Genomic DNA, 20,283 nt, shown 5'->3' with positions numbered 1-20,283 from the left:
TCATGATTATTTTTCATCAGGTAAGAAAACATATTGATCTTCCAGTGGGATATTAGGTGAATATGCTGACATGAGCAATGAACCCAAATCTATGATTTGGTATGAATCGCTTACTCAACAAGCGCATGCGAGTCGAGCTTCCTATGATAAAAATAGGCTTAGCAGATGAATTGGTTATTTTTTTGATTATGCCTTATTAATAGTTTATAATTTACTCATATATTCTCTTAGGAAGGATTGTTTCAATATGGATAAAGATAATTTATTCAAAGTCGCAGATTCAATGGTAGACTTTTTATGTATTATTCAAAATAGTATAACTAATGTGCAGGACATAGCAAAAATTTTTCAATTAACATTTGATAATGAAAAAGAGCACTTTTCAGACCTTTCAATTCCACCTTCACATGCTAGAGTTGTTTTTTACCTTCTAAACTATAATTCATCTCCCATTTCTCAAATAGCATATAGTTTAGGAATATCAAAATCTAATATGACTCCAATTATAGATAATTTAATTAATTGTGGATTAGTTAATAGATACCCTGATTCTAACGACAGAAGAATTCTTAGAGTTGAACTAACTGAAAAAGCTTATGATTTATTAAATGCTTTTCGTAAAGCATTCTCATATTCGTTAGCTGAAAAAATATCATCTCTTTCTGATAACGAAGTTTCTACATTAGATAACTCTTTATCAAATGTTATAACTGTACTTAAAAAGCTTAAATAGGTGATTGTGAAAATGACTGTAGGATTTCTTCGGCAGAAGTTGTTCCATTCTTGCATGTCATTAACTTGCTTAAGGAACATGTATGAATATCCAATTTAAGAATTAGACTTATTTGTGGTTAATATATCTACTAGAAATGAGAAATATTTTTGTGTAGTAGGCCTTGAAAATGATCTGCTTAAGGTTCTAAATAGATGGTTGTTCCACTTTAGCCTGTCACACTGAACAGTGGGAACATGCTAAAGTGAATGCAACCATCTATTTAGAACCTTTCAGCGACATTTTCATAGTCCTACGTAACAAAAATATTTCTCATTTCGGTTAGTCACCACATAAATCTAAATCCAAAGCTTTATCTATTTTTCTATTGCTTCTTGGAATGAACCTAACAAGTCATCTATATCTTCTAATCCTACAGACACTCTTATTAATGTATCTGTAATTCCAAGTTGTTCTCTTTCTTCCTTTGGAATTGCTGCATGGCTCATTTTAGCTGGATATGAAACTATAGTTTCAACACTACCTAAGCTTACTGCTACAGCTACATTTTTTACATTGTTTAAAAATATTGTTGTTCTTTCTATATCTTTAAATTTAAATGATAAAACTGCACCTGCACCATATGCTTGCTCTAAGTGTAACTCTCTTCCTTCCATTGACTCAAGTCCAAGATAATAAACTTTTTCTACTTCATCTCTTCCTTCAAGCCACTCTGCTAATTTTTGTGCACTTTTTTGAAGTGCATCAAGTCTAACTTTTAAAGTTTTAATTCCTCTAATTAAAAGCCATGAATCTTGTGGTCCAAGAACAGCACCAAATGTATTTTGCACTTGATAAACCCTATCACTAAGTTCTTTAGTTTTAGTAACAACAAGTCCTGCTAATACATCACTATGCCCACCTAAAAATTTAGTTGCACTATGAACTACTATATCTGCTCCAAGTTCTAATGGTCTTTGAAGGTATGGAGACATAAAAGTGTTATCTACTATTGTTATTGCATTATGCTCATTAGCAATTCTACTAGCAGCTCTTAAATCCGTAACTTTTAATAATGGATTTGAAGGTGTTTCCAAATAAAGTCCTCTTGTATTTTCCTTAAAAGCGCTTCTTATCTCTTCAATATTTGATGCATCTACAAAAGTAAAATCAATATTAAATCTTGAAAATAATTTTGTTGCTGCTCTATATGTTCCACCATAAACATCACCACAAATTATAATGTGATCTCCAGCTGAAAATATCGATAATACTGATGCAATTGCTGCCATTCCTGATGCAAATGCAAAACCTCTTTCTCCGCCTTCAAGCTCTGCAATTAACTTTTCCAATACATCTCTAGTTGGATTTCCAGATCTTGAATAGTCATATTTTCCAAAGTTATCTATATCAAATTGATGAAAAGTTGATGTTTGATATATTGGAGTACTTACAGATCCTGTTGCTGGATCTATATCTCCGCTTGCATGTATTAATTTAGTTCCAAAATTCATATTTAACGCCCCATTCTTATTTTTATTTTATTTTGCTTATTAATCACCTGAAAGAAAATAATAAAACAAATATGCTAGTATACTAATTTATTATTTTTTTGATTGTCCCTTATTAAAACATAAAATTTATTTTCCTATTGCATTATCCAAATCATTTATCAAATCATCTACGTTTTCTATACCAACTGATAATCTAAGTAAATATTCATCAACACCTAATCTTTTCTTAATTTCTTCTGGAATTTCTGAATGTGTTTGAGTAATTGGATATGTTATTAATGTTTCAACTCCACCTAAACTTTCTGCAAATCTTATTACTTTTACATTATTAAGTATTTTTTCTATTAATGATTTATCTTTAACTCTAAACGATAATGTTGCTCCAAATCCAGTTGCTTGCTTCTTATTCAATTCATATCCATCAAAATTTTCTAATCCTACATAATATACTTTTTCAATTTTAGGATTGTTATCTAAAAATTTTGCTACCTTCAAAGTATTCTCTTGTGCTCTGTCTAATCTTATGTGTAACGTCTTAATTCCTCTTAAAACTAGCCATGAATCAAATGGAGATAATGTCGCTCCTGTTGACATATGAATTCTTCTCAATCTTTCTATTATATTATTATCATTTGCAACTATAAATCCTGCTAATAAATCATGATGGCCACCTAAAAATTTAGTTCCACTATGAATTACTATGTCAGCTCCAAGTTCTAATGGCCTTTGATAATATGGTGTTAAGAAAGTATTATCTACAACTAATAATAAATCATGCTCTTTAGCTATTTGAGCTACTGCTTTTATATCAGTTACTTTCATCATTGGATTTGAAGGAGTTTCTATAAACATTGCCTTTGTATTCTCATTTATAGCTTCTACTATACTTGTTGTATCGGTTGTATCTACAAATGTAGCTTCTAATCCAAATTCCTTATAAGTTTCACTAAATAATCTATAAGTTCCACCATATAAATCATCTGATAAAATAACATGATCACCAGCCTTAAATAAGTTTATACAGGCTGTAATTGCTGCTACTCCTGTTGAAAAACCTATCGCCTCATTTCCACCTTCTAAACTTGCTAATGTCTTTTCAGTTTCTTCTCTTGTTGGATTTTGAGCTCTTGAATAATCATACCCTGTACTATTATTTAATCCATTATGTCTAAATGTAGCAGATTGATATATAGGAAAACTTATTGCCCCTGTTCTTCTATCTCCACCTGATACTCCATTAACTGCAATTGTTTCAAACGATTTTTTTATTGTCATTTTTATGCCCCCTCTATTTACTTGATTCTTTAATTTTAGATATGTACCTAAATTGTTTTTTATTATTTGAATGTGCCTTATTTTATATTTAGTTTTATAGTTCCAAAGATAAAATTCAAACACTCAAAATTAATTGTAACTTTAAAAATTATATTAATTTTGCAAATAAAAAAGTCACTTCTCGAAATAAGAAGTGACAAAATAGTCATAATAATAAGTTTTAATGAAACTTAATTTTCCTCTCATTTCTCAGGATTTCTCCTGCAGGAATTAGCACCAACGAAAAAATTTAAATGAAGATTTTTTCAGGTTGCTGGGCTTCATAGGGCCGGTCCCTCCACCACTCTTAATAAGATTAACTTATCTAAATATTTAATTGTCACTATTAATTATACTTGATAAAACCTTTATGTCAACATTTTTTAGTAAATTTATCGACTTTCTATGTAATTAATTATAAGCAAAAAAATAATAGACCAAAGATACGGTGCATATTTATTGTCAGACAAGGAGATGAATTCAGCTCATAGTGGCTCTATTAGCTAAATTTACTGATGAAGCATGACGTAAAATATGGAAGCATACTGATCTATTATTTTTGATTGTGCCTTAGATTAATAAGAAATATTAACTTCATTTAAATTAATTATCTCTCCATATTTATTTGAATGTGCCTTATTATTCATATCTTAATGCTTCAATTGGATCAAGGCTGGCTGCTTTTTTAGCAGGGTAATACCCAAAGAATACTCCAATTGCCATTGAGAATGTAAAGCTTATTAAAATTATCGGAGCAGATACAGATACTGGTAACTTTAAGCATTTACATGTAATTGCCGCCATTCCAATTCCAAGTATCATTCCTATAATTCCACCAATTGTACATATTATAACTGATTCCGTTATAAACTGCATTTTTATATGAATACTCTTAGCCCCAAGAGCTTTTCTTGTTCCTATTTCTCTTGTTCTTTCTGTAACAGATACAAGCATTATGTTCATTACACCTATTCCACCTACAAGTAAAGCTATAGCTGCAATTACAGATACACCCAATGATATTGAATTAAGTATCGTTGTAAATGATTGTGCTTGATTTTTAAAGTTCCTAACTTCTAATGTCCAATTTTTATTATCCTTATATAATTTATCTGTATATTTTTTCATATCTTTCATAAGCTTTTCTGAATCAGTATTCGTATTAGGCTTAATCATGAAACTATAATAATTTTTATATTCTTCTCCTGCTTTTGCTGTCGTTATAGGAATATATAAATTAGTTTGTATATCTTTTTCTTTTGTAGCAGTTCCTCCCCCTTCAAGAAAAGAAGGGGGCTCATATTCATATACCCCTATAACAACATATGTTTCGATGTTACCTTCTATATAAACTTTAATTTCTTTACCTAAAGGATTATTCTTACCCTTAAACATATTATTAACAAGTTTATCCGAAACTACAGCAACTTTTTTCATTCCTTTAATATCCTTGTCAGAAATAAATCTTCCATTAATTAATTTGACACCATTAACATCCTTATATCCGTCATTTACTCCTGTAACAGCTATATTATTATATAAATATCCATCCTTTACTTTTCCATTTCCCGAATCTGTCTCTATACTTATACTGCTAATTCTATCCGAAAATGTTTGCTGAATTGAATTTATTTGATCCAAAGAAATAAGATCTCTATCTTCTAGTGATTTACTTGATCTGCTTTCTCCTTGATCATTGTCTTCACTTTTTTCTTTTATCCGAACAGACATATTATTGCCACCTAATTTATCCAATTCGCTTGAAACTGTAGAAGTAATTGCATTTCCAATGGAAAAAATTGCTATGACAGATGATATTCCTATTATAATTCCAAGCATTGTCAATAGCGCACGCATTTTACTTGATTTTAAACCTGCTATTGCAAGTAATATATTCTCCTTTATAAACATATCTTTTCACCATTTGGAAATCTTCTTATATACTTATCATTATACTCTTCTGCTACTATCTTTCCATCCTTTAATGTTATAATTCTCTCTGTTTCTTCTGCAAGTTCATAGTTATGAGTTATAAGAACTATGGTCTTGCCTTCTACTTCATGTACCTTATGAAATAAATCCATAACAAGCCTCCCTGTTACTGAATCAAGTGCTCCAGTTGGTTCATCTGCAAGTATTATACTTGGATCATTGGCAAGCGCCCTGGCAATTGCTACCCTTTGCTTCTGTCCTCCTGACAATTCATTTGGCTGGTGTTTCATTCTATCTTTCATTCCAACTAGTTCTAAAAGTTGCTCTGCCCGTTCCTTTCTCTCATGTCTATTCATTCCATAGTACAGCATTGGCAATTCAACATTCTTCAAAGCTGAACTTCTTGGTATTAAATTATATGTTTGAAATACAAAACCTATTTTCTTATTTCTTACTTCTGACAATCCATTATCTGTTTGTTCATTAACATCTGTACCACCTAAAATATATGTTCCAGAAGTTGGTCTATCCAGAGCTCCTATTATATTCATCAAAGTACTTTTACCAGAACCAGATGTTCCAACTATTGATACAAATTCACCTTTTTTTACTGTTATATCTATATTCTTAAGTATATTCAACTCATTAGGAGTCCCAATATAAAAACTTTTAACAATATTCTTCATTTCTATTACATTTTCACTCAAAGAACTCACCCTTCTTTTATTTGGATTTTATCTCCAACTTTATATGTTGAAGGATCATCAATTACGAATATTCCATCAGAAATTCCTTCACCTGAAATTTCAATATTGAAATCAGACTCAAGTCCTGTATTTATTGGTAATTCCTTAATTATATACTCATTTGGTTTTTGACCATCTTTTTCTGCTACATATATACTTTTATTATCTCCATCTCCAACTATATTCTCTGATGACACTGAATAAATGTCTGATTTTTCACTTGTAATAATATTTACTCTTGCACTCATTCCTACTCTCATATTTTCGTTCTTGTCATTAATTTTAACCTTAGCTTCAAATCCTGAATCTGAACTTGTATCCTGAGATTGAGGTTGCATGCCACTGCCTGACTTACCCTGACTTTGAGGCATAACTTCCTTTCCTGCAACTGGATTAATACTCGTTACTTCTCCAGAAATAATCTCCTCTCCAGTTGCATCTGTTTTTATTTCAGTTCTTTGCCCTAACTTAACATTTGGTATATCAACTTCTTTAATTGGTACAGTTACTTCCATATTGTCCAAGTCCTCAATTTGAAATAAAACTCCACTACCTGGATTTCCTACAACAGCATTTACATTTGTAATAGTACCATCGGTAGTAGCTTTAATTGTACAATTGTCTAATTGTTGTTTTAATTTTTCAATTCCAATACGCTTACTTTTATCACTGCCTTTTGCTTGTGCTGTATCATAACTACTTTTAGCTGTATTTAATGCTTGGTCAGATTTAGCTTTAGAATCTTCTAATGATACTTTTGCTTTTTCATAATCTGAACTTGCAGTCTCAAAATCTATTTTAGTTTTATCTAAATCGCTCTCTGTAATTGCTCCTGCACTAAACAGTGTTTTATTCTTTTCATATATTTTATTTTTATCATCAAGATTAATCTTTGCTACTCTTAAAGCTTCCTCAGCATTTTTTATTTCCGAATTCACGCTTTCATCATGTAATCGTAATGCATCATCATATGCCTTTTTTGTAGAATCAATATCGGCTCTAATACTAGCATCATCTGCGTCAGCAGCTGCTGTTTGTTGTTCAAGATCTTTTTCCAATCCTGATGAATCTAATATCGCTAAAACATCTCCTGCCTTAACTTTGTCTCCCTCTTTTACATTAACTTCTTTAATCACATTATCTACTGTACTATATATATTAGTAGACTCTTCACTTTTTATTTTGCCCAAAACACTTACCTTATTTACAATTTCTCCTTTTGACAAAGTCGTGCATTTAGCACTTGGTAATGGCTTAGGCATAATTACTTTACCTATTATAAAAGCTATAATTACTATAAATGCAATAATTAAAAGCATCACTTTTTCCTTTAATTTCCTTTTTGGTTTTAAAGTATTAGAACTTATACCTTTAGGTTTTAATTTTTTGATATTCAATTTTAGCATTCTAAAATTTACCCCCATTTTTCATAACTTTTTTAATCTATGAATAATATAAATAACCAAAATATTTTTGATATTTTTTAGCTTCTTCTTAACCTTCCTCCTATTTCAACCATTATTTAATCCATAGATTACACAAAATAAGTTTATTATGTAATTAAGTATAACATTCTTAATTTAATATAAGTGTAAAAGAACATTAAATTTTTCTTAAACACTTGGAGTTATTAAGGCGTAATTAAAAACTAAAAAGTTTATCTATAATATTATCTATAATTTCAGAGATAAATCTCCACAATTATCTTTTAGTAATTTAAATCCTTTCTTATTTCAATTAGTTATTTATATATTAAGTATAGTATCTTTTATCAAATCATAATCTATATATAAAGTTAGCTGACATAAAAATATATACACTATCCCTTGTAAAAATTCAATAATATTAGCATAAAAAGTATATCATTCGTAATAAAAAGAAATATTTTAATTAATAATAGAAATATGTAGTATATTTGCTTTTAATATATATTTTTTTAAGTTTAGATAAATGGAGATTTTCCTTGGAAGATCTCCATTTAATTATAAATATTTTATAACTATTCAGTCATAAAATTCATCTTCTGCACTTACATAATATATATAATATGTAAATATATATTCATCTAAACGTAAAGAATTATACATTAAACGAAATTTTAGTTAATATTTGTATTATTTTGGCTGATAATTCCGTTTATAGCTAATAATTTACTTTTTAAGCAATTATTATTGAATTGTAACATAATATAGTGTATATATTTTTATTAGTTAGTTTATGTAAATAATTTATTTCCATTTAACTAATTTCATTTTCATTATAAAAGGAGGAATAAAAACGTTCAGTTTAATAAAAAAATATTATTGCATTAAACAACATGATATGAAAGATTGTGGTGTTGCTTGTTTAGCAACTATTTCAAAACAGTATGGATTAAAAATTCCTATATCTCGAATAAGAGAGATTTCTGGAACTGATTTACAAGGTACTTCCGCATATGGAATTGTAAAAGCAGCTGAAATCTTAGGCTTCTCCGCTAAAGGGGTAAAAGTATCTAAACCAGAAGATATATTTGAAGAATTCCCAAAACCTTCAATAGCTCATGTTATTATTAATGACACTTTAATGCATTATGTTGTTATACATAGGGTTTCTAAAAATGAAATTCTAATTGCAGATCCTGGGAATGGCATTATTAAATATACACCTGAGGAGTTTTTTAAAATTTGGACTGGAGTTTTAATTCTAATGGTTCCAACACCTTCATTTAAAAAGGGTGATGAAACTAAAGGACTATTTGAGAGATTCTGGGGATTAATTAGAGTTCAAAAGAATCTTCTAGCAAATGTTTTTATATCATCCATATTGATAACACTTCTAGGAATTATAGGATCATTTTATTTTAAATTTTTAATAGATGATATACTTCCAAGTAACTTACATGGAAGCTTAATCACAGTATCTATAGCAATGATTGTATTAGCTATATTTAAAACTATAACTGAGTTTTTTAGAAGTTTATTACTTTTATATATGTCTCAAAATATAGATATTCCATTACTATTAGGATATTATAACCATGTTATTAACTTACCAATGAATTTTTTTGGTACAAGACGAGTAGGTGAGATTATTTCAAGGTTTACTGATGCTGGAAAAATAAGAGATGCAATTTCATCTGCAACATTGACTATTATGATTGATCTTTTAATGGCCATTGCTGGTGGAATAATTTTATATATGCAAAGTGCAAAATTATTTATAACCTGTTTAATACCTATATTCATATACTTTATTTTAGTATTTCTATTTAAAAAGCCATTAGAAAAAGTAAATAGAAATGTTATGCAAGATGATTCTATGTTGATATCATATTTAGTTGAATCTATAGAAGGAATAGAAACAATAAAAGCTTTCAACGGAGAAAGAAAGGTAAACTTAGAAACTGAAAAGAAATTCATAAAATTTATTAAAAGTTTATTTAAATACGGATATACAAACAATCTTCAAGGGTCATTTAAGAATGCGGTTAAATGTATTTTTAGTATATGCATTTTATGGCTTGGAGGAACTCTTATTTTAAAAAATGAAATAACAATTGGTGAATTAATAAGCTTTAATGCGTTACTTGCATACTTTATTGAACCAATAGAGAGAATAATAAATTTACAGCCACAATTACAAAGCGCACTAGTAGCAAGTGATAGATTAGGTGAAATATTAGATTTGGAACTCGAAAAAGCAAAAAATGAAGATAAAAAAATTAATCCACAATCATTACTTGGAGAGATACAATTCAAAAATGTTGATTTTAAATATGGTACAAGACAATTAGTTCTAAAAGATATAACTCTAGATGTAAAAGCTGGAGAAAAAATAGCTTTAGTAGGAGAAAGCGGTTCAGGAAAGACTACCATTGCAAAGCTTTTAATGGGATTTTATGAAATTGAGAAAGGTGAAATTTTATTAAATAATTATAATATAAAGGATATAAATAAAGAATCATTAAGAGATAAGATTAGCTATATATCTCAAGAATCATTTTTCTTTTCAGGAACAATAATGGAAAACTTACAATTTGCTAATTACTCTGCAAATTATGAAGAAATTATAGCTGCTTGTAAAAAAGCCCAAATACATGAATATATAAATAGCTTACCACTAAGATATGGAACTCTTTTAGAAGAGAAAGGAAGCAATCTTTCAGGTGGACAAAGGCAAAGATTAGCAATTGCTAGAGCATTATTAAAGAAACCTGAAATATTAATAATGGATGAGGCAACATCTAATTTGGATTCTATAACAGAAAAAGCAATACAAAATACTCTGGAAGAATGCACCAACAATATAACAACTATAATAATCGCTCATAGATTAAGTACAATTATGAAATGTAACAAAATATATGTTATTGATAAAGGTCAAGTAATTGAACAGGGTAAACATAAAGAATTATTAAATAATTATGGATACTATTATAACTTATGGACTGGACAGTCAATCGAAAACTTAGATGAAATAGCAGCAACAATTAATAATTAATAAAAAACATAAGGGGATATGTGTTAATGAAATATAAAATTGAAGAGTTAAAAGACATAACAGATTCAATAGAGATAATGCAAAACCATCCAAATTCTTTTTCAAAATATATGTTTTATATAATTGGATTATTATTAATTTTAGCAACAACATGGTCCATATTTGCTCAAAAATATATAGTTATTACTGCAACTGGAGAAATTCGCCCTAAAGGTGAAATATGTGATATTTATACTAGAACTAATGGAACCATAATAAATACAAATATAAAAGATGGACAGCTTGTTAAAGAAGGAGATATATTGATAAGTTTTGACAATAACACTATTATTAAAGCTCAATGTGATGGAATTATTAGCTTAATTCAAGATATTAATGTAGGTGATTTCATTCAAAATGGAATAGAAATTGCAAAAATTATTCCTTCTAATCAAACACAAAAAAAAGTCAATCTTTATATTAATAATGAAGATATTCTTAATATAAAGCAAGGACAAGATGTAAGCTTAGAAATATTATCACTTCCTCAAACTGAATATGGAGCTATAAAAACTACATTAGAAAATATAAGTAATGATGCAAAATCAAACAATGGAAATAATTATTATACTGCAACATGTTCATTAGATACAATTAACATAAAAGATATAAAAGGAAATAGTTTAGATATAAAAAATGGAATGATGGTCAAAGCTAGGATAATAAATAGACAAGTTTCTTATTTTAAATATTTTTTAGAAAAAATCAACATATTAAATTAATTTGATAATGCGATAAATAGACACATAAAAAATCTATTTGTGTTTATTATATATATTATAAAATAAAGGAGTTTTTAAAATGAAAGATTTAGATGAAAAAGAATTACAAAAAATTAATGGTGGGATCATTATGGATCCAGGAGATATGAGATTTCCATTTCCTCATAGACGTAATCCATGGGATCCCGTAAACTAACAAATTATCATATAGTAAAATTTTTAAATGGAGCATCTAAAACTAATTAAAATCATGTCTAGAACAATGCTCATTTTCATTTAAAAGAAAATTATTACACAAAAAAGTAGTAGGTAGTTTTATATAAAAACAAAACTATCTACTACTTTTTTCATAATAAATTTGTACTTAGTGTTTTCTCAACAAATCCTAAGTATAAATTTATGTTATTCCTTTTATATACATACTTTCCAGTATACGCTTTGCTTTATTAACATGATAAGGATTTACCAAACATAAACTTATGCCTTTATTTTTCAAATACTAACTGATATTATTTATTATGTAAATATTTGTGTATTATGGTCTTTATCGGCATATAACCATAATTTTACAAAGATAGTTTGTTTTTTCTAGGTATTGCTAAAGGCTTTTCGCAAGTAAAAGTCAAACTTGTGGTATTCTTAAATACAATAAAAAGTCTCTTATAATAATTTCCAATTATTATAACCCACATAAACTTAAATCTTTTATATGTATATTATCTTCTATTGTATATAAAAGAAGTCATCTTTTATGTTTCCATTTAAACTTGGTGATAACTCATTTAATGTTTTTAATATATTATTTTTATCTTCATCAGTTGCTGGCGTTGGAATATAATCATTTGTATCACTTCTAGACGAAATCATTGTAGGAATTACCTTATACTCAAAATTTTCTATTTTATTACCTTCAATGTCAACCTTAAGTTGTAGTATAACTGTTCTTTTATCACTTGGATTTGAATTTCCTCCAAAACAGAAATTCCCCAAAGAATAAGCTATTAATTTACCATTATAGTTTTCCATACTTTGAAGTACATGAGGATGCGACCCTATGACACAATCCGCACCATTATCAATGGCAAACCTTGCAATGCTTTGTTGATTATAATCTGGTTCATAATCATTTTCCATTCCCCAATGAAAATATGGAATTACAACATCTGCTCCTTGTTTTTTCAATTCGCTTATATCATTTATTATGGCATTTCTAAAATTATCACTATTATTCCAACCTGTATAACCTAAAAATCCAAATTTAACTCCTTTTATCTGTTTTAAAATCTTATACCCTTCTCCACATATATCTATATTATTTTGCTGCAACGTACCTATAGTATCTTGTACTCCCTGAGTTCCATAATCATAGATGTGATTATTAGCTATTGTTACACCTTCAATTGAAGCATTATTAAGAATATTTACATATTCTTTAGGACCTTTAAAATTATAAACCACGTTTCCTTCTTTTTGTGCTTTAATATCTGAATCTGTCAATGTTGTCTCAAGGTTAACTAATGTATAATCATCTTGCCCAAAAATACTTGATACATTTTGCATAAAATAAGAATAATCACTTCCATTATTAATAAATGCAGCTGGCAAACTACTATCATATGCAAATTTATCATCTGTTCCTAAAGTAAAATCTCCTGCAAAAGAGATTAATATTTCTTTTCTAACTGGTTCTTTTATTTCTTCCTCTGCTTTATTCTCAACTTTCGCTGGATTTTCAATTTCTTGAGCAACATTTTTTTCTTCTTTAACAGAAAACACTCTATTGATAAAAATAAACATACTAATAATTATTACACCAATAAACATAATAGCCAAAAATATTTTTCCTAAATTGTTCTTATACCTATTTCGCCTTTTTCTTGATGCCCTTTTTCGCATGCATATCTCCCTTCTATCTCTCTTCACTTAATCATTAAGTGAATACTGCATTAGTAAAAATTAATTGTTAATCTGGTGCAATTTTCTCATAACTTCCACTATAGAAACGTTTTTATAAAAGTATTTTTCCCTTATACATTATTTTTATTAGGTACATGAAAGAAAATAACAATTGCAAAATTCCGTGATTATTTTTTTGAGTGTGCCTCAACTAATAATATTTTTTGTTTTTTACTAAATTGCTTAATCTCATATTCTCTCTTCATAGCTAATTTTTTATCTTCAAATTCTTCATGATATATTAATTTTACCGGACCTCTACCTCTTGTATATTTTGCTCCTATTCCTTTTGAATGCATATCAATTCTTTTTCCCAAATCATTTGTCCATCCTGTATAAAATGTTCCATCTGAGCATTCTACTATATATACATAATTCATTATTTACCTCTAATTACACATAATTATATTGACATCATCTATATCCTATCATAACATACTTTTTTAAAATTATAGATAAAGGATATGAAAGGATAGAAATAATTTATATTCCATATACTTTAAATATTATATCCTTGATAACTATTTTTCTAATAGGTCTTTTTATATGTATTAAAAAATACCGATATGTTGAATAAATATATACATTGAAGTAATTATCTATAAAAAAATACCAGAACAATGGAAGTCCTCCCATTATTCTAGTATTTTTATTTTGCAAACATATTAACAATAATTTTATTCTGCATTTGCTAATATTCTTACCTGAATGGAATAAATATTAGTCTACTTTAGCTGTATCGATCCAGCTCATCATTCCTCTTAATTCCTTACCAACTTTTTCAATTGGATGTTCAGCTTCCATTCTTCTTCTTGCATTAAATCCTGGTCTATTAGTTTGGTTTTCTAATAACCAGTTCTTAGCGAATGTACCATCTTGAATTTCAGTAAGAACTTTTTTCATTTCTTTCTTAGTTTCATCTGTGATGATTCTCTTACCAATTTGATAATCTCCATATTCAGCAGTATCTGAAATTGAATATCTCATCATGCTTAATCCACCTTGATATAATAAATCAACGATTAATTTCATTTCATGCATACATTCAAAATAAGCATTTTCTGGAGCATATCCTGCTTCTACTAAAGTTTCAAATCCAGCTTTGATAAGTTCTGAAACTCCACCACAAAGAACTGCTTGTTCTCCGAATAAATCTGTTTCTGTTTCATCTTTGAAAGTAGTTTCAAGAACCCCTGCTCTTGCTCCCCCAATTCCATTTGCATAAGCTAAAGCGTATTGTTTTGCTTTTCCAGATGCATCTTGATATACAGCTATTAAGCATGGTACTCCAGCACCTTCAGTATATGTTCTTCTTACTAAATGTCCTGGTCCCTTAGGTGCAACCATGAATACATCTACAAATGCAGGTGGAGTTATTTGTCCAAAGTGAATATTAAATCCATGAGCAAATACTAATGCATTTCCTTCTTCTAAATTTGGTGCTATTTGTTCATTATAAATTTTAGCTTGTTTTTCATCTGGTAATAAGATCATTATGATATCTGCTGCTTTTGCTGCTTCTGCAACTGTTGCAACTTTAAGTCCTGCTTCTTCTGCTTTTTCCCAAGACTTACTTCCATTATATAATCCTACAACTACATCTATTCCACTTTCATGAAGATTTAATGCATGTGCATGACCTTGGCTACCATAACCTATTACGGCAACTTTCTTTCCTTTTAATAAATTTAAATCTGTGTCTTTTTCATAATACATTTTTGGCATGTGTATAACCCCCTAGTTATTTTTAATATCTTCTTCATTTATTATTTCATTAATTGGTGCACCAGGTGCAACCATAGGAAAAACTTTTTTATCATTATTTATTAAATAATCTATAAGAACTGGACCCTGTGAATCCAGAGCTTTTTCTAATACTTCATCTATTTCTTCTGGCTTTGTTATTCTAAACGCCTTTCCACCAAACGCTTCTGCAAGTTTAACATAATCTGTTGGTCTATCTAACGTTGTTTCAGAATACCTTTGCTCATAAAAAAGACTTTGCCATTGCCTAACCATCCCTAAGCAATTGTTATTCATTACTATTTGAATTATTGGAAGGTTATTCTTAACAGCTGTAACAAATTCATTACAGTTCATTCCAAAGCTTCCATCTCCAGCAATATTAAATACTCTTCTATCTTTTCTACCTGTTTGAGCTCCAATGGCTGCTCCTAGGCCATATCCCATTGTTCCAAGCCCACCTGAAGTTATAAATGTTCTTTCATTTCTAAACTTAAAATGTTGAGCTGCCCACATTTGATGTTGGCCAACCTCAGTAGATATTACAAAACTTCCATCATTTAATGAATTTAATTTATCAAATAATAATTCCGGTGTTGTAGTATCATTTATTAATACTTTTTTGTTTTCTTTTAAATTATTAATTTTTCCAAGCCATTCATCATTATTTTTTCTACTGATTAATGGTAATAATTTATCTAGTACTATCTTTAAATCTCCAACAATGCTAGAATCAACTTTCACATTTTTATTAATTTCAGCACAATCTACATCAATTTGTAATATCCTTGCATTTTTAATGTGATTTTGATGACTTATAACTCTATCACTAAATCTAGCACCAAGAGTAATTAATAAATCACACTTTGTTGCTGCAATATTTGATGCTTTTGTTCCATGCATTCCTATCATTCCTGTATATAATTCATGATCATTTGGAAATGCTGCCATACACATAAGAGATGTTGAAACAGGTGCATTTATCTTTTCTGCAAAATCAATTAACTCTTGCGTTGCTCCTGATATTCCTATTCCTCCGCCTGCATATATAAATGGTCTTTCACTTTGATTTATTAACTCTATAGCTTTTTGCAAAGATTTTTCAGTTATATATTTTGAACTTCTTGTTATTTCCTTTGGAATTAGCTTAGTATACTCTGCTTTATTGGCAGTTACATCCTTAGGAATATCAATTAGTACTGGTCCTGGTCTTCCTTCTTGTGCTATATAAAATGCATCCTTTATTATATTTTGCAAATCATTAACATCTCTAACAATATAGTTATGCTTAGTTATAGGCATTGTAATCCCAGTTATATCAACTTCTTGAAAGCTGTCTTTTCCTAATAATGATGTCGCTACATTACCTGTAATTGCTACCATTGGAACTGAATCCATATATGCTGTAGCAATACCCGTCACCAAATTTGTAGCTCCTGGTCCTGATGTTGCTAAGCATACACCAACCTTTCCAGTAGCTCTTGCATAACCATCTGCTGCATGAGCTGCCCCTTGTTCATGGCAAGTTAAAACATGATGAATTTTATCTTTATATTTATATAGTTCATCATATATATTAAGTACAGCTCCCCCTGGATATCCAAATATCGTTTCTACATTTTCATCTAGCAACGACTTTATTAATATCTCTGCCCCTGTTAATAACATTTTATTCACTCCTTTGCTCTTATAAAATTGTTATTATTTAAGTATTGCTCCTTCGCTTGCAGAACTTACCAACTTAGCATACCTAGCTAAATATCCTTCTTTAACCTTTGGTTCAAGAGGTTTAAAGTTCTTTCTTCTCTCTTCTATTTCTTCATCACTTAATTTAACATCAAGCTTTGCATTATTAATATCTATTGATATAATATCCCCATCTTTTAAAAGTCCAATCATTCCACCATCTGCTGCTTCTGGAGAAACGTGCCCAATTGATGCTCCTCTTGTAGCTCCACTAAATCTTCCGTCTGTAATTAATGCTACTGATTTATCTAGCCCCATTCCAGCAACTGCTGCTGTAGCCTGAAGCATTTCTCTCATACCCGGACCACCTTTTGGTCCTTCATATCTAATAACTATTACATCTCCAGATTGTATTCTTTTATTAAAGATAGCTTCGTTAGCTTCTTCTTCTGAATTAAATACCTTAGCTGGACCTTCATGTTTTAACATTTCTGGTAAAACCGCTGCTCTTTTTACAACTGCACCATCTGGAGCTAAATTCCCTCTTAAGACTGCTATACCACCATTTTCACTAAATGGATTGTCTATAGATCTAACTACTTCATGTTCAGTATCTTCAATCCCTTTAATATTTTCTCCTTGAGTTTTTCCTGTAACTGTAATGCAATCTAAATCTAATAAATCTTTCTTCGATAATTCAGTCATTACAGCTGCTACACCACCAACTTCATATAATTGCTCTATGTGAACATCTGATGCTGGTGCTAATTTACAAAGATCTGGAGTTGTTGCTGATAATTCATTTATAATATCTAAATTCATATCAATTTTTGCTTCATTTGCAATAGCAGTTATATGAAGTACACTATTTGTAGAACATCCAAGTGCCATATCTAATTTTAATGCATTTTGTATACTTCTTTCAGTAACTATATCTCTTGGCTTAATATCTTTATTGAACATATCCATTACAGCCATACCTGCTTTTTTAGCAAGTCTTATTCTTTCTGAAAATACAGCTGGAATAGTACCATTTCCCGGCAATGCTAATCCTAAAACTTCACATAAACAGTTCATTGAATTTGCAGTAAACATTCCTGAACATGAACCGCAAGTTGGACATGCGCAGTTTTCTAAATCGCATAACTCTTTTTCTGTCATTTTTCCATCTTCATAAGACCCAACAGCTTCAAACATAGTTGAAAGTGAAACTGCTTTTTTATTAAATTTTCCAGCAAGCATTGGTCCACCACTTACAACAACTGATGGGACATTTACTCTCAACGCTGCCATAACCATTCCTGGAACAATCTTATCGCAGTTTGGAACAAATACTAATGCATCTAAAGCATGAGCTTTAGCCATACATTCAATCGAATCTGCAATAAGCTCTCTTGTTACTAATGAATATCTCATTCCCTCATGTCCCATTGCTATTCCATCACAAACTCCAATTGCAGGAAATACAAGTGGTGTTCCACCAGACATTAATACTCCCTTTTTTACACCTTCAACTATCTTATCTAAGTTAATGTGTCCCGGAATAATATCATTTTGAGCTGAAACTATTCCAATTAATGGCTTTGCTATCTCTTCTTCTGTTAATCCACCTGATTTAAGCAATGATCTTTGAGCTGCTTTACCAGGCCCTTTCTTTATTGCATCACTTTTCATAAATTCTACTTCCCTTCCTTAATTTTTTTACAAACTAAATCTCCCATTTCAACTGTTCCAACTTTTGTCTTTCCTTCTGTCATTATATCTCCAGTTCTATATCCGTCTTCAAGAACATTTAATACAGCATTTTCAATAATCTTTGCTTCTTTTTCTAATGAAAAACTATGTCTAAGCATCATAGCTGTAGAAAGTATAGTTGCTAATGGATTTGCAATTCCCATTCCTGCTATATCTGGTGCACTTCCATGGATTGGTTCGTATACTCCAAGTGTTCCATCACCTAAAGACGCTGAAGGTAACATTCCTATTGAACCTGTAACCATACTAGCTTCATCTGATAAAATATCTCCAAACATATTTGAAGTTACAATTACATCAAATTGAGTTGGATCTTTAACTAATTGCATTGCTGTATTATCAACATATAAATGATTTACTTCAACTTCTGGATAATCCTTAGCCATTTCATTAACTATACTTCTCCAAAGTTTTGAACTATCTAATATGTTAGCTTTATCAACACTTGTAAGTTTTTTATTTCTCTTCATTGCTGTTTCAAATGCAATTTTAGCTATTCTTCTAATTTCATTTACATTATATCTTTCAGTATCATAAGCACTCTTAACACCATCAATTACTTCAGTACCTCTTTCTCCAAAGTAAATACCTCCTGTTAATTCTCTTACTATACAAATATCAATTCCGTTCTTAACAATTTCATCTTTAAGTGGTGACTCATTTTTTAATGGTGCATATAATACTGCTGGTCTTAAATTACAATAAAGCTTCAACCCATTTCTAAGTCCTAATAAACCTTGTTCTGGCCTTACTTTTGAATCAGGATCATCCCATTTAGGACCACCAACAGCACCAAGTAGAACTGCATCACTTTTTTTGCACACATCCAAAGTTGCTTCTGGAAGTGGTGTACCTTCTTTATCTATAGCACATCCACCCATCAATACATATTCATATTCGAATTTGTGATTAAATTTTTCTCCTACAGTATTTAATACTTTTATTGCCTCAGTAACTATATCTGGACCTATTCCATCGCCTTCTATTACTGCTATATTATATTTCATTATAAAAACGCCCCCCGTATATTCAGTTATCAGTGAATAATTAACAATTAAAGTTGAAATTATTTCGTAATTTCTTTAAAGATAGATTTATCACAAAAATTCTTTTACAATTTTTTTATAATAATTGTTAACTATTGATTGCTACATTCATATTTATTCTTTATTACTTATTAATCATTATTTGTTATTTCTTATGTATCCAATTAATCCATCGTTATCAATAATTTTTTGCATGAATTCTGGAAATGGTTCGCCTTGATACTCTTGATTTTTAGTTAAGTTTTTAATAATACCCGTTGAAAAATCTACTTCTAATTCATCTCCAGCATCTATACCTTTTACAGCTTCATCACATTCTAAAATTGGTAATCCAATGTTTATTGAATTTCTATAAAATATTCTTGCAAAAGTTGATGCGATAACACAGCTGACACCTGCTGTTTTTATTGCTAATGGAGCATGTTCTCTTGATGAACCGCAACCAAAATTTTTATTTGCAACAATTATATCCCCTTGTTTTACTTTATTAACGAACTCTTTATCTATATCTTCCATACAGTGCATTGCAAGTTCCTTAGGATCTGATGTGTTTAAATATCTTGCTGGAATTATTACATCTGTATCTACATTATCTCCATATTTGAATACTCTACCTTTTACGCTCATTGCTTAATC

16 protein-coding genes and 1 riboswitch are annotated in these 20,283 nt (G+C 29.5%); of the genes, 4 read left to right on the top strand and 12 right to left on the bottom strand.

Features of this window, described 5'->3' with window-relative positions; translation table 11 throughout:
- The first annotated feature begins 247 nt into the window (after nt 1-247).
- Entirely contained in the window at nt 248-733 is a 486-nt protein-coding gene (locus CLSA_RS01425) for a MarR family winged helix-turn-helix transcriptional regulator (protein WP_022743626.1), read from the top strand.
- A gap of 356 nt (nt 734-1,089) precedes the next feature.
- Here CLSA_RS01425 and CLSA_RS01420 read toward each other — a convergent pair whose 3' ends face one another.
- The 5 genes from CLSA_RS01420 to CLSA_RS01400 form a co-directional block, all read right to left on the bottom strand.
- Nucleotides 1,090-2,226 (bottom strand): trans-sulfuration enzyme family protein, encoded by a 1,137-nt coding sequence (locus CLSA_RS01420; RefSeq protein ID WP_022743625.1) that lies wholly within the window; start codon nt 2,224-2,226, stop codon nt 1,090-1,092.
- Nucleotides 2,227-2,352: 126 nt separating this feature from the next.
- Nucleotides 2,353-3,501, bottom strand: coding sequence for a trans-sulfuration enzyme family protein (locus tag CLSA_RS01415; RefSeq protein ID WP_022743624.1), 1,149 nt, complete (start codon nt 3,499-3,501; stop codon nt 2,353-2,355).
- 239 nt (nt 3,502-3,740) lie between these two features.
- Nucleotides 3,741-3,857: riboswitch (SAM riboswitch) on the bottom strand.
- 322 nt (nt 3,858-4,179) lie between these two features.
- The gene (locus CLSA_RS01410; RefSeq protein WP_022743623.1) at nt 4,180-5,451 is read right to left on the bottom strand and encodes an ABC transporter permease; all 1,272 of its coding nucleotides are present in this window, start codon (nt 5,449-5,451) and stop codon (nt 4,180-4,182) included.
- Nucleotides 5,442-6,179, bottom strand: coding sequence for an ABC transporter ATP-binding protein (locus CLSA_RS01405; RefSeq protein WP_022743622.1), 738 nt, complete (start codon nt 6,177-6,179; stop codon nt 5,442-5,444). Before CLSA_RS01405 ends, CLSA_RS01410 begins: the two co-directional genes overlap by 10 nt.
- A 5-nt stretch (nt 6,180-6,184) precedes the next feature.
- The gene (locus tag CLSA_RS01400) at nt 6,185-7,624 is read right to left on the bottom strand and encodes an HlyD family secretion protein (protein WP_022743621.1); all 1,440 of its coding nucleotides are present in this window, start codon (nt 7,622-7,624) and stop codon (nt 6,185-6,187) included.
- A gap of 865 nt (nt 7,625-8,489) precedes the next feature.
- Here CLSA_RS01400 and CLSA_RS01395 point away from each other — a divergent pair.
- From CLSA_RS01395 to CLSA_RS22315, 3 genes are all read left to right on the top strand, one after another.
- On the top strand, nt 8,490-10,700 hold the full coding sequence (locus tag CLSA_RS01395) for a peptidase domain-containing ABC transporter (RefSeq protein WP_041716002.1): 2,211 nt from the start codon (nt 8,490-8,492) through the stop codon (nt 10,698-10,700).
- A gap of 26 nt (nt 10,701-10,726) precedes the next feature.
- Entirely contained in the window at nt 10,727-11,461 is a 735-nt protein-coding gene (locus tag CLSA_RS01390) for a beta-barrel domain-containing protein (protein ID WP_022743619.1), read from the top strand.
- A gap of 79 nt (nt 11,462-11,540) precedes the next feature.
- A complete protein-coding gene (locus CLSA_RS22315; RefSeq protein WP_022743618.1) occupies nt 11,541-11,657 on the top strand; it encodes a bacteriocin in 117 nt (38 codons plus the stop codon).
- Between the two features lie 527 nt (nt 11,658-12,184).
- On the opposite strand, the gene CLSA_RS01385 is transcribed toward CLSA_RS22315, so the two are convergent.
- The 7 genes from CLSA_RS01385 to leuD all read right to left on the bottom strand — a co-directional run bounded on the left by CLSA_RS01385 (nt 12,185) and on the right by leuD (nt 20,274).
- Nucleotides 12,185-13,357: a CapA family protein gene (locus tag CLSA_RS01385; protein ID WP_022743617.1), complete on the bottom strand. Its 1,173-nt coding sequence runs from the start codon at nt 13,355-13,357 to the stop codon at nt 12,185-12,187.
- A gap of 188 nt (nt 13,358-13,545) precedes the next feature.
- Nucleotides 13,546-13,797: a GIY-YIG nuclease family protein gene (locus CLSA_RS01380; protein ID WP_022743616.1), complete on the bottom strand. Its 252-nt coding sequence runs from the start codon at nt 13,795-13,797 to the stop codon at nt 13,546-13,548.
- A gap of 340 nt (nt 13,798-14,137) precedes the next feature.
- Nucleotides 14,138-15,142 carry a ketol-acid reductoisomerase gene (gene ilvC, locus CLSA_RS01375; protein ID WP_022743615.1) on the bottom strand — a complete coding sequence of 335 codons (1,005 nt, stop codon included), beginning with the start codon at nt 15,140-15,142 and terminating at the stop codon, nt 14,138-14,140.
- A 12-nt stretch (nt 15,143-15,154) separates the two neighbouring features.
- Nucleotides 15,155-16,828: a biosynthetic-type acetolactate synthase large subunit gene (gene ilvB, locus CLSA_RS01370; protein ID WP_022743614.1), complete on the bottom strand. Its 1,674-nt coding sequence runs from the start codon at nt 16,826-16,828 to the stop codon at nt 15,155-15,157.
- 33 nt (nt 16,829-16,861) lie between these two features.
- On the bottom strand, nt 16,862-18,520 hold the full coding sequence (gene ilvD / locus CLSA_RS01365) for a dihydroxy-acid dehydratase (RefSeq protein ID WP_022743613.1): 1,659 nt from the start codon (nt 18,518-18,520) through the stop codon (nt 16,862-16,864).
- A 5-nt stretch (nt 18,521-18,525) separates the two neighbouring features.
- The gene (gene leuB, locus CLSA_RS01360) at nt 18,526-19,608 is read right to left on the bottom strand and encodes a 3-isopropylmalate dehydrogenase (RefSeq protein WP_022743612.1); all 1,083 of its coding nucleotides are present in this window, start codon (nt 19,606-19,608) and stop codon (nt 18,526-18,528) included.
- Between the two features lie 177 nt (nt 19,609-19,785).
- Nucleotides 19,786-20,274, bottom strand: a complete 489-nt coding sequence (gene leuD, locus CLSA_RS01355; RefSeq protein WP_022743611.1) for a 3-isopropylmalate dehydratase small subunit — start codon at nt 20,272-20,274, stop codon at nt 19,786-19,788.
- Nucleotides 20,275-20,283: the final 9 nt, after the last annotated feature.

This window comes from Clostridium saccharobutylicum DSM 13864, assembly GCF_000473995.1.
In the GTDB taxonomy this organism is placed as follows: domain Bacteria; phylum Bacillota; class Clostridia; order Clostridiales; family Clostridiaceae; genus Clostridium; species Clostridium saccharobutylicum.
The sequence above is the reverse complement of the archived record's forward strand: the minus strand, read 5'-3'. Positions and strand labels throughout refer to the sequence as shown.

Coding starts and splice junctions, on each gene's coding strand:
- CLSA_RS01425 (WP_022743626.1), top strand. CDS start 248: ATGGATAAAGATAATTTATTCAAAGTCGCAGATTCAATGGTAGACTTT.
- CLSA_RS01420 (WP_022743625.1), bottom strand. CDS start 2,226: ATGAATTTTGGAACTAAATTAATACATGCAAGCGGAGATATAGATCCA.
- CLSA_RS01415 (WP_022743624.1), bottom strand. CDS start 3,501: ATGACAATAAAAAAATCGTTTGAAACAATTGCAGTTAATGGAGTATCA.
- CLSA_RS01410 (WP_022743623.1), bottom strand. CDS start 5,451: ATGTTTATAAAGGAGAATATATTACTTGCAATAGCAGGTTTAAAATCA.
- CLSA_RS01400 (WP_022743621.1), bottom strand. CDS start 7,624: ATGCTAAAATTGAATATCAAAAAATTAAAACCTAAAGGTATAAGTTCT.
- CLSA_RS01390 (WP_022743619.1), top strand. CDS start 10,727: ATGAAATATAAAATTGAAGAGTTAAAAGACATAACAGATTCAATAGAG.
- CLSA_RS22315 (WP_022743618.1), top strand. CDS start 11,541: ATGAAAGATTTAGATGAAAAAGAATTACAAAAAATTAATGGTGGGATC.
- CLSA_RS01385 (WP_022743617.1), bottom strand. CDS start 13,357: ATGCGAAAAAGGGCATCAAGAAAAAGGCGAAATAGGTATAAGAACAAT.
- CLSA_RS01380 (WP_022743616.1), bottom strand. CDS start 13,797: ATGAATTATGTATATATAGTAGAATGCTCAGATGGAACATTTTATACA.
- ilvC (WP_022743615.1), bottom strand. CDS start 15,142: ATGCCAAAAATGTATTATGAAAAAGACACAGATTTAAATTTATTAAAA.
- ilvB (WP_022743614.1), bottom strand. CDS start 16,828: ATGTTATTAACAGGGGCAGAGATATTAATAAAGTCGTTGCTAGATGAA.
- ilvD (WP_022743613.1), bottom strand. CDS start 18,520: ATGAAAAGTGATGCAATAAAGAAAGGGCCTGGTAAAGCAGCTCAAAGA.
- leuB (WP_022743612.1), bottom strand. CDS start 19,608: ATGAAATATAATATAGCAGTAATAGAAGGCGATGGAATAGGTCCAGAT.
- leuD (WP_022743611.1), bottom strand. CDS start 20,274: ATGAGCGTAAAAGGTAGAGTATTCAAATATGGAGATAATGTAGATACA.